Raw genomic sequence first — 9,568 nt, forward strand, 5'->3', positions numbered from 1 at the left:
GCGCGGGGCTGGGCACGGGCACGGGATCGGGGTCCGGCTTGTCGGAGGTGGGTTCACCCAATTCATCCAGTGCCGGAGGGGCCAGTTCAACCTGCGGGAATCCGGTGCGCGCCGTCGGATCGGGCACGACCCTGGCGGACGCGGCTGCTGCATCGGCTGCGGGCTCTATCTCGACCAAGGGCGTACCTTCGCTGACCTTGTCGCCGATCTTGACCTTCACTGCCTTGACCACCCCGCCCTGGGAGGCCGGGATTTCCATCGAGGACTTGTCGGACTCGACCGTCACCAAGCTCTGCTCTGCCTGGATCGAGTCGCCCACCGACACGAGGATCTCGATGACCTCGACGTCCTTGAAGTCGCCGATGTCGGGTACCTTGAGTTCGATCGCCATCGTTGCTCCTTACAGCAGGATGCGGCGGTAGTCCGCCAGCACCCCGGCCAGATAGGCATTGAAGCGGGCGGCCGCGGCGCCGTCGATGACGCGGTGGTCGTACGACAGGGACAGGGGCAGCGTCAGGCGCGGCACGAATTGCTTGCCATCCCAGACGGGTTTCATGAACGAGCGGCTCACGCCCAAGATGGCGACTTCGGGGGCGTTGATGATGGGCGTGAAATGCGTGCCGCCGATGCCGCCCAGCGACGAGATCGAGAAGCAGCCGCCCTGCATCTCCGATGGCGAGAGCTTGCCGTCGCGCGCCTTCTTGGCCAGATCCGCGGTTTCCTTGGCCAGTTCCAGGACGCCCTTCTTGTCGGCGTCGCGGATGACCGGTACCACCAGCCCATTGGGCGTATCGGCCGCAAACCCAATGTGGTAGTACTTCTTCAGGATCAGGTTTTCGCCGTCGAGCGAGGCATTGAACTCGGGGAATTTCTTCAGCGCCGAGACCACGGCCTTGACCAGGAAGGCAAGCATGGTGACCTTGACGCCTGCTTTCTCGTTTTCCTTGTTGAGCTGGACGCGGAATGCCTCCAGGTCGGTGATGTCTGCATCCTCGTTATTGGTGACGTGCGGAATCATCACCCAGTTGCGATGCAGGTTGGCGCCGGAGATTTTCTTGATGCGCGACAGCGGCTGGGCTTCGATTTCGCCGAATTTGGCGAAATCCACCTTGGGCCACGGCAGCAGGTCCAGGCCACCGCCCGCCGCGGCCGGCGCGGCGGAAGCCCCCGCACCAGCCAGCGCCTGCTTGACGAAGTTGCGCACGTCGTCCGGCGTAATGCGGCCCTTGGGCCCGGTGGGCGTCACCTTGGTCAAGTCCACGCCCAGCTCGCGCGCAAACTTGCGCACCGAGGGCGAGGCGTGCGGCTTGACGCCCCGCCGTTCGCCCTCCGCATCGGCAGGAACGGGGGGCTGGCGCCTGGCGGCAGGGGCAGGCGCCGAGGCCTGCGGGGCGGAAGCCGGCGCGGCAGCCGCCTGCGCAGCCGGCGCCTCGGCCTTGGCAGGCGCGCTTTCTGCGGGCGCTGCGCCAGCGTCCGACTTCACTTTCACGAGCGGGCTGCCTTCGGAGACCTTGTCGCCCACCTTGACCAGCACTTCCAGCACCTCACCGGCCGCGGAGCTGGGGATTTCCATCGAGGACTTGTCAGACTCGACCGTCACCAAGCTCTGCTCAGCGGCGACCCGGTCCCCAGCCTTGACCAGCACTTCGATGACCTCGACGTCCTTGAAGTCACCGATGTCAGGAACGGTCACGACTTGCTCGGCCCCTTGTCCGGCGGAAGAGGCAGGCTGCGGGGCGGGCTGCTCGGCCGCAGCGGCCTTCGGAGCAACCTGCGCAGCGGGCGCGGCGGCCTGTGGAACTTGTTCCTCCTTGTCCGCTGCCCCTTCCTCGCCGGCGGCTTCTATCTCGACCAGGGGCGTGCCTTCGCTGACCTTGTCGCCGATCTTGACCTTCACGGCCTTGACCACCCCGCCCTGGGAGGCCGGGATCTCCATGGACGACTTGTCCGATTCGACGGTGACCAGGCTCTGCTCGGGCTTGATGGTGTCGCCGACCGAGACCAGGATTTCGATCACTTCGACATCGCTGAAGTCGCCGATGTCGGGGACTTTCAGCTCGATCACATTACTCATTCTGTAGTCTCCAGAAAGCCGGACCCCGCCGGGCGCGCCGCTGCCGCCGCGGGCGGGCGCGCGCCGGCCGGGCGGACAAGATAGGGCTGGGCCCTATCTTAACCATCCCGGCCGTCTATCAGGCGTATTGAGGGTTGGCTTTCTCGGGGTTGATGCCGTACTTCTTGATGGCCTCGGCCACCTTCTTCGCGGGGATCTTGCCTTCGTCGGCCAGGCCCTTGAGGGCGGCCAGGGTGACGAAATAGCGGTCCACTTCGAAGTGATGGCGCAGCTTGGAGCGGAAATCCGAGCGGCCGAATCCGTCGGTGCCGAGCACGTTGTAGGTGCGGCCCTTCGGAATGAAGGGACGGATCTGGTCGGCGAACGCCTTCATATAGTCGGTGGACGCAACGATCGGACCCTCGGTCTTCTCCAGCAGCTCGGTCACATACGCCACCTGCGGCTTTTTCTCCGTGGGATGCAGCAGGTTGTAACGCTCGACGTCCAAGCCGTTGCGGCGCAGTTCCGTGAAGCTGGTCACGCTCCAGACATCGGCGGCGACGCCCCAGTCCTTCTCGAGCAGCTCCTGCGCGGCGATTACTTCCCGCAGGATGGTGCCGGACCCCAGCAGCTGGACGCGCTGCTCGGCCTTGGCCTCGCTCTTCTTGAATAGGTACATGCCGCGGATGATGCCCTCTTCGTCGCCGGCCTTCAGGCCCGGCTGGGCATAGTTCTCGTTCATGACCGTGATGTAGTAGAAGACATTTTCCTGGTCTTCCACCATGCGCTTGAGGCCGTGCTGGATGATCACCGCCAGCTCGTGCGCGAAGGTCGGGTCGTACGACACGCAGTTCGGGATGGTCGCCGAGATCAAATGGCTATGGCCGTCCTCATGCTGCAGGCCCTCGCCGTTGAGCGTCGTGCGCCCCGCCGTGCCGCCCAACATGAAGCCGCGGGCCTGCATGTCGCCGGCGGCCCAGGCCAGGTCACCGATGCGCTGGAAGCCGAACATCGAGTAATAGATGTAGAACGGCACCATGATGCGGTTGTTGCTCGAGTACGAGGTCGCCGCGGCGATCCAGGAACTCATCGCGCCCGCCTCGTTGATGCCCTCTTCCAGGATCTGGCCGTCGGACGCCTCGCGGTAGTACATGACCTGGCCCTTGTCGACCGGCACGTACTTCTGGCCTTCGGGCGCGTAGATGCCGATCTGGCGGAACAGGCCCTCCATGCCGAAGGTACGCGACTCGTCGGGAACGATAGGCACGACGCGCGGCCCCAGGGTCTTGTCGCGCAACAGCTGCGTCAGGATGCGCACGAAAGCCTGCGTAGTCGAGATTTCGCGGCCCTCGGCCGTCGGATCCAGCACCGCCTGGAAGGCCGACAGCGGCGGCACCGGCAGGTGCTCGTCGGCCTTCTGGCGGCGCTTGGGCAGGTAGCCGCCCAGCGCCTGGCGGCGTTCGTGCAGGTACTTCATTTCCGGCGCGTCGTCGGCCGGCTTGTAATACGGTACCTCTTCGAGCTTGTCGTCCGGAATGGGGATATTGAACCGATCGCGATAAGCCCGGATGATCTCGTTGTCCAGCTTCTTCTGCTGGTGAGCGGGGTTGCGCGATTCGCCGGCCGCGCCCATGCCATAACCCTTGATGGTCTTGGCCAAAATGACGGTCGGGCGGCCCACGGACTTCTGGGCGGCGTCGAAGGCGGCATAAACCTTGTGCGGATCATGGCCGCCGCGGTTCAGGCGCCAGATGTCTTCGTCGCTCATGCGGCTGACCATCTCCAGCAGCTTGGGATGCTTGCCGAAGAACTTCTCCCGCACGAACGCGCCGTCGTTCGCCTTGTAGGCTTGGTATTCGCCGTCGACGGTCTCTTCCATGATCTGGCGCAGGATGCCTTCCTTGTCGCGCGCCAGGAGCGGATCCCAGTAGCCACCCCAGATCAGCTTGATGACGTTCCAGCCGCTGCCGCGGAACTCGCCTTCCAGCTCCTGGATGATCTTGCCATTGCCGCGCACCGGGCCGTCCAGGCGCTGCAGGTTGCAGTTGATCACGAACACCAGGTTGTCGAGCTTCTCGCGCGAGGCCAGGCTGATGGCGCCAAGCGACTCGGGCTCATCCATTTCGCCGTCGCCGCAGAACACCCACACCTTGCGCTTGCTGGTATCGGCAATGCCGCGGGCGTGCAGGTATTTCAGGAAGCGTGCCTGGTAGATGGCCATCAGGGGGCCCAGGCCCATGGAAACGGTCGGGAACTGCCAGAAGTCGGGCATCAGCTTCGGATGCGGGTAGGACGAGAGGCCCTTACCGTCGACTTCCTGGCGGAAATGGTCGAGCTGTTCCTCGGTCAGGCGCCCTTCCAGGTACGCGCGCGCATAAACGCCCGGCGAGGAGTGGCCTTGGAAATAGACCAGGTCACCGCCGTGGTCGGCAGTCTCGGCATGCCAAAAATGATTCTGGCCGGTTTCGATCATGGTCGCCAGCGAGGCGAACGATGCAATGTGCCCGCCCAGGTCGCCACCATCTGGCGGATGCAGGCGGTTCGCCCTGACCACCATCGCCATCGCATTCCAGCGGATGTAGGAGCGGATGCGGTTTTCCAGGTCCAGCTTGCCCGGATGCGGCGGCTCCATGTGGGGAGGAATGGTGTTGACGTACGCCGTATTGGGCGAGAACGGGATGTATGCGCCAGAACGCCGGGCCAGGTCGATCAGGCGTTCCAGCAGATAATGGGCACGCTCAGGGCCTGCGCGGTCCAGGACCGCTTCCAGGGCGTCGAGCCATTCTTGGGTTTCCAGGGTATCTTCGTCGTTGGCAGCGTTTACGCCGGCCCCGACCTGAGGAAGAGCGGACATGCCTGTCTCCTGAGTCTCTGACATCCAGACGGCTCGTAGCCATCCAAAGGGTTAGTCGCTGTTGGCGGCCTTCGCCTATGTAAAACTAGGGCCCTGTTGCAACTGCGGCGCGATTCTAGAAGGCGGAGAGCCTTCGATGCAATAAAAATTTCGCGTTACGATATCATTTACCACGATATGAAATCTAGCACGGATCCGGAATAAAAGCATTCTGCACTGCAATAAACCACCTAACGGATTCCTACGCGCACGCATGTGCGTAAACTTTCTCCATGTCTACCGTTCATCCTTCCAATATTCCGGCGCCGTTCAAGGATCTCGGGCGCCTGCGCCGCCGCAGCTGGTATTGGCTGACGCCCGCCATCGCCTTGGGCCTGTTCGTCTGCGTCATGGGCTCCATCCTCTGGTGGCTGGACGCGCGCGACGACGCCCAACGCTACGGCACCCTCGTGCGCGACGTCGACTGGGCGCAGCAATCGATGCGCCTGCGCATGCTGGCCGCGCGCGACCGCATCGGCGCGCTCGGGCGCGACCTGGTGCGCAATGGAATGGCGGAGAGCCGCTTCCTGGACGACGCAAAGGAGATCCTGGTCGAACACCCGGAAATCATCCACGTGGCCTGGATCAACGCCGACCGGCAAGCGGTATGGGTTTCTTCGCCGGATAGCCGCGCCGGCCAAAGTTTTCGGATGAGCGCGCCAGGGGCCGCCGAGCCCGAGGCCTTCCGGGCGTTCGAAATCGCGCGGGACGAACACCGCCCCGCCTATTCCCGCCCCTATCGCGGGCAATACAACGAGGTCTACCTGGACCTCTACGTGCCGGTTTTCCAGGAGGAGCGTTTCCTGGGCACGCTGGCCACCGTGTACTCGGTGGATGGCATGCTGCAGCACCTCATTCCCCAGGAAACGGCGCGCAAGTACAAGGTCACCATCCTCGACGCCAATGACATGCCGCTGGTCTCCTCGTCGTCGCGGGCGGACAAAGGCGCCATCAACTCCTATGAAGTGCCGCTGGACCCGCCGGGCAACGGCATGATGCTGAGCGCCAGGGGCTACCGCACGCAGACCGATACCTCGCAGACCATGCTGGTCTGGGTGGTGGTGTCGCTCTCGGCGGTCATTATCTGGAGCCTGCTCGCGCTGTGGCGCCACACCCGGTTCCGCTCCCAGGCGGAACAGGCCCTGATCGCCGAAACCGCGTTCCGGCGGGCCATGGAAAACTCGATGCTGACCGGCATGCGCGTGTTGGACATGGAAGGCCGCATCACCTACGTGAACCCGGCCTTTTGCAGGATGATAGGCTGGGACGAGGCGGACCTGCTCGGCCGCATGCCCCCCTATCCCTATTGGCCCCAGGGCGACCATGCCGCCCAGTGGCGCAATACCGAGATGCTCCTGTCGGGCAACGCGCCCAGCAGCGGCTTCGAGATGGAAGCCCAGCGCCGCGACGGCTCCATCTTCTATGCGCGCATGTACGTCTCGCCGCTGCTCGACCAGCGCGGCGTGCAGACCGGCTGGATGACCTCGATGACCGACATCACCGAGCCCAAGCGCATCCGCGAGGCCCTGGCCGCGGCGCACGAACGCTTCATGACGGTGCTCGAAGGCCTGGACGATGCCATCTCCGTCACGGCCGAGACACCCAAAGGGTCGGAGCTCCTCTTCGCCAACAAAACCTACCGGCGCGTGCTGGGCTCGCAGGCCACCGGCCACGACGAGCTATCCGCCGGCCGGCGCGGCCGCTTTACCGACGAGGCGATCGAGGTCTACTCCCCGTCCACGCACCGTTGGTTCGAAGTCCGGCACCGCATGCTGCAGTGGGTGGACGGCCGGCGCGTGCGGATGCAGGTGGCGCGCGACATCACCGAGCGGCGCGCCGCCGAAGAAGCCTCGCGGGCGCAGCAGGAAAAGATCCAGCTCACCAGCCGCCTCATCACGATGGGGGAAATGGCCTCCTCGCTCGCCCATGAGCTGAACCAGCCGCTCACCGCGATCAACAACTACAGCATGGGCGTAGTGGCGCTGGTCCGCGCGGGAGACACCGACCCCGCCAAATTGCTGCCTGCCCTGGAAAAAACCACCGCACAGGCCCAGCGTGCGGGTATGATCATCCGCCGCATCCGCGAATTCGTGAAGCGTAGCGAACCCAAGCGACAGCGGGTAAGCTTGCCCACGATCGTGGATAATGCGGTCGGTTTCGCCGGGATCGAGTCCCGGACCCGGCGAATCGATATCATTCAAAAAATACCCGAACAGTTGCCGGACGTTCTCGCTGATCCTATCCTCATCGAGCAGGTGGTGCTGAACCTGCTCAAGAATGGCCTCGAAGCCATGCAGGACTCGGAGAAGCGGGAGCTGCTGGTGGAAGCGAACGTGCGCGACGACATGGTGGAAGTGGCGGTGATCGATAGCGGCCATGGCTTGGCCGACCCCGATCGGCTGTTCGAGCCTTTCTACAGCACGAAATCGGAAGGCATGGGCATGGGCCTGAACATCTGTCGCACGATCATCGAGTTCCATCACGGCCGGCTGTGGGCCGAGCCCAATCCTTCCGGAGGTACCATTTTCAGGTTTACGCTTCCGTTGATACGTCCGACGCAGCCGACCGGCTCGGCCCCCGAACTGGAATCCGCCCCCAAGGAGCTTCCCTAATGAGCACTACGCCCCAGTCCAGCACGGTCTTCATTGTCGATGACGACGAAGCCGTGCGCGATTCTCTCCGCTGGCTGCTGGAGGCCAACGGCTATCGAGTACGGGCCTATGAAAGCGCGGAACGTTTCCTGGCCGAATACGATCCCGAAGTGATCGGTGTGCTAATCGCCGACGTTCGGATGCCCGGAATGACGGGGCTGGAGCTCCAGGAACAATTGATCGCGCGCAAGGCCACGATCCCCATCGTGTTCGTGACGGGCCACGGCGACGTCCCCATGGCAGTCTCCACCATGAAGAAGGGCGCGGTCGACTTCCTCGAGAAGCCGTTCAACGAGGCAGACCTGCGCCAAATCATCGCCAACATGCTGGAACAGGCGCATGCGCGTGCGGCCGACGAAGCGACCCGCCGCAACAACGAAGCGCTGCTCGCGCGGCTGACGGTGCGCGAGCAGCAAGTCCTCGAGCGCATCGTGGCCGGCCGGCTGAACAAGCAGATTGCCGACGACCTCGGGATCAGCATCAAGACGGTCGAGGCCCACCGTGCCAACATCATGGAAAAGCTGCAGGTCACCACGGTCGCCGACCTAATGAAAGTGGCGCTGCACCACCGGCCGCAGGCCTAGGCCTCGCTCCCCGTCGACGGAACGCATGCCGGACGGGCCAACTGCCGGCCCTCCCTACATTCTGACTGACATCCCATGACCCGGCGCGGCGCATCCGCGCCGCTCGGGCGGCCTCGCGCCTGGCCGCAGGGGCGAGACCGCGCAGCCGCAGCGCCTGGTTGCGCCGCGGGTACGCGTAGGCCGCCCCTCCCCTTGCGCTAAAATCATCCCAGACGCGCCGCGTCCCTGTTTCCTCCACTCTTCCCCCTACCGCCATGCCCGCACGCCTGATAAACGGCAACGAACTTTCCAAGCAGATCCGCTCCGACATCGCCCGGCGAGCCGCCGAGCTCACTGAGCAAGGCACGCGCCCCGGTCTGGCGGTGATCCTGGTGGGAGACGACCCGGCCTCGCATGTGTACGTCCGGAACAAGGTCAAGGCGTGCCACGATGCCGGTTTTCATTCCGTACTCGAGAAATACGAAGCCTCGATGAGCGAGGCCGAGCTGTTGGCCCGGATCGACCAGCTCAATCGTGACCCGTCCATCCACGGCATCCTGGTGCAAATGCCGCTGCCCAAGCACATCGACCCACACAAGGTGATCGAGGCGATTTCCACCAGCAAGGATGTGGACGGATACTCCGTGCTCAGCGCAGGCGAACTGATGGCCGGACTTCCCGGATTCCGCCCTTGCACGCCCTACGGCTGCATGAAACTGATCGAAAGCACGGGCTATGACCTGCGCGGCAAGCATGCGGTGGTCATCGGACGCAGCAACACCGTGGGCAAGCCCATGGCCCTGCTTCTGCTGCAGGCCAACGCCACGGTCACCATTTGCCACAGCGCCACGCCAGACCTCGCCTACCACACGCGCCAGGCCGACGTCATCGTGGCGGCCGTGGGCCGCCGCAACACGGTCACGGGTGATATGGTCAAGCCCGGGGCCGTGGTGATCGACGTCGGCATCAACCGTGACGAAAACGGCAAACTCTGCGGCGACGTCGACTTTGCCAGCGTCTCTGAAGTTGCCGGCTGGATCACCCCCGTGCCAGGTGGCGTCGGCCCGATGACCATCACCATGCTACTGGCCAACACCTTGGAGTCGGCCGAACGCGTGGCCGCCACGCGCGGCTGAGCTTCTCGCGCCTTGCGCCCGGCGGGCGCGGCGCCGGATCCCGGCGCCTCTTTCCGGCGGCCGGCTTTGCCCCCGGCACACTGGATTTCGCCGAGAATATCCCCACATAGGTTTCAGGCAGCGTCCGCCGAACACGCGGAGGCCATGTGGCCTGCCGTGCTTGCGGCCTGCCCGAACCATCGTCTTTCGGAGTCACCTCTATGACGCAAAGCCCTGCCCAGCATCCTGCCGACCTCGCCGACAACCCGCTGATGGACTTATCGGGCCTGGCC

Annotated in this window: 6 protein-coding genes; 3 read left to right on the top strand and 3 right to left on the bottom strand. The window is 64.4% G+C overall.

The features are described from left to right. The 3 genes from IRZ12_RS12280 to aceE all read right to left on the bottom strand — a co-directional run. Window positions 1-391: biotin/lipoyl-containing protein (locus tag IRZ12_RS12280; RefSeq protein WP_296468813.1), on the bottom strand; the 391-nt coding region annotated here is incomplete at its 3' end. 9 nt (window positions 392-400) lie between these two features. Further along, entirely contained in the window at window positions 401-2,074 is a 1,674-nt protein-coding gene (gene aceF / locus IRZ12_RS12285) for a dihydrolipoyllysine-residue acetyltransferase (RefSeq protein ID WP_296468815.1), read from the bottom strand. Window positions 2,075-2,192: 118 nt separating this feature from the next. Further along, window positions 2,193-4,907, bottom strand: a complete 2,715-nt coding sequence (gene aceE / locus IRZ12_RS12290) for a pyruvate dehydrogenase (acetyl-transferring), homodimeric type (protein ID WP_296468817.1) — start codon at window positions 4,905-4,907, stop codon at window positions 2,193-2,195. Window positions 4,908-5,179: 272 nt separating this feature from the next. Here aceE and IRZ12_RS12300 point away from each other — a divergent pair, with 272 nt between their 5' ends. From IRZ12_RS12300 to folD, 3 genes are all read left to right on the top strand, one after another. Continuing rightward, window positions 5,180-7,558 (top strand): PAS domain S-box protein, encoded by a 2,379-nt coding sequence (locus IRZ12_RS12300; protein WP_367181588.1) that lies wholly within the window; start codon window positions 5,180-5,182, stop codon window positions 7,556-7,558. Then, complete coding sequence (locus IRZ12_RS12305) at window positions 7,558-8,181, top strand: response regulator transcription factor (RefSeq protein ID WP_296468819.1); 624 nt, start codon at window positions 7,558-7,560, stop codon at window positions 8,179-8,181. Before IRZ12_RS12300 ends, IRZ12_RS12305 begins: the two co-directional genes overlap by 1 nt. A 254-nt stretch (window positions 8,182-8,435) precedes the next feature. After that, the gene (folD, locus tag IRZ12_RS12310) at window positions 8,436-9,296 is read left to right on the top strand and encodes a bifunctional methylenetetrahydrofolate dehydrogenase/methenyltetrahydrofolate cyclohydrolase FolD (RefSeq protein WP_296468821.1); all 861 of its coding nucleotides are present in this window, start codon (window positions 8,436-8,438) and stop codon (window positions 9,294-9,296) included. The last annotated feature ends 272 nt before the right edge of the window (window positions 9,297-9,568 follow it).

Source organism: Pigmentiphaga sp. (assembly GCF_019689535.1).
Lineage (GTDB): Bacteria > Pseudomonadota > Gammaproteobacteria > Burkholderiales > Burkholderiaceae_B > Pigmentiphaga.

Excerpts from the sequence above, each read along its gene's own strand:
- aceF (WP_296468815.1), bottom strand. The coding sequence starts at position 2,074 with ATGAGTAATGTGATCGAGCTGAAAGTCCCCGACATCGGCGACTTCAGC.
- aceE (WP_296468817.1), bottom strand. The coding sequence starts at position 4,907 with ATGTCCGCTCTTCCTCAGGTCGGGGCCGGCGTAAACGCTGCCAACGAC.
- IRZ12_RS12300 (WP_367181588.1), top strand. The coding sequence starts at position 5,180 with ATGTCTACCGTTCATCCTTCCAATATTCCGGCGCCGTTCAAGGATCTC.
- IRZ12_RS12305 (WP_296468819.1), top strand. The coding sequence starts at position 7,558 with ATGAGCACTACGCCCCAGTCCAGCACGGTCTTCATTGTCGATGACGAC.
- folD (WP_296468821.1), top strand. The coding sequence starts at position 8,436 with ATGCCCGCACGCCTGATAAACGGCAACGAACTTTCCAAGCAGATCCGC.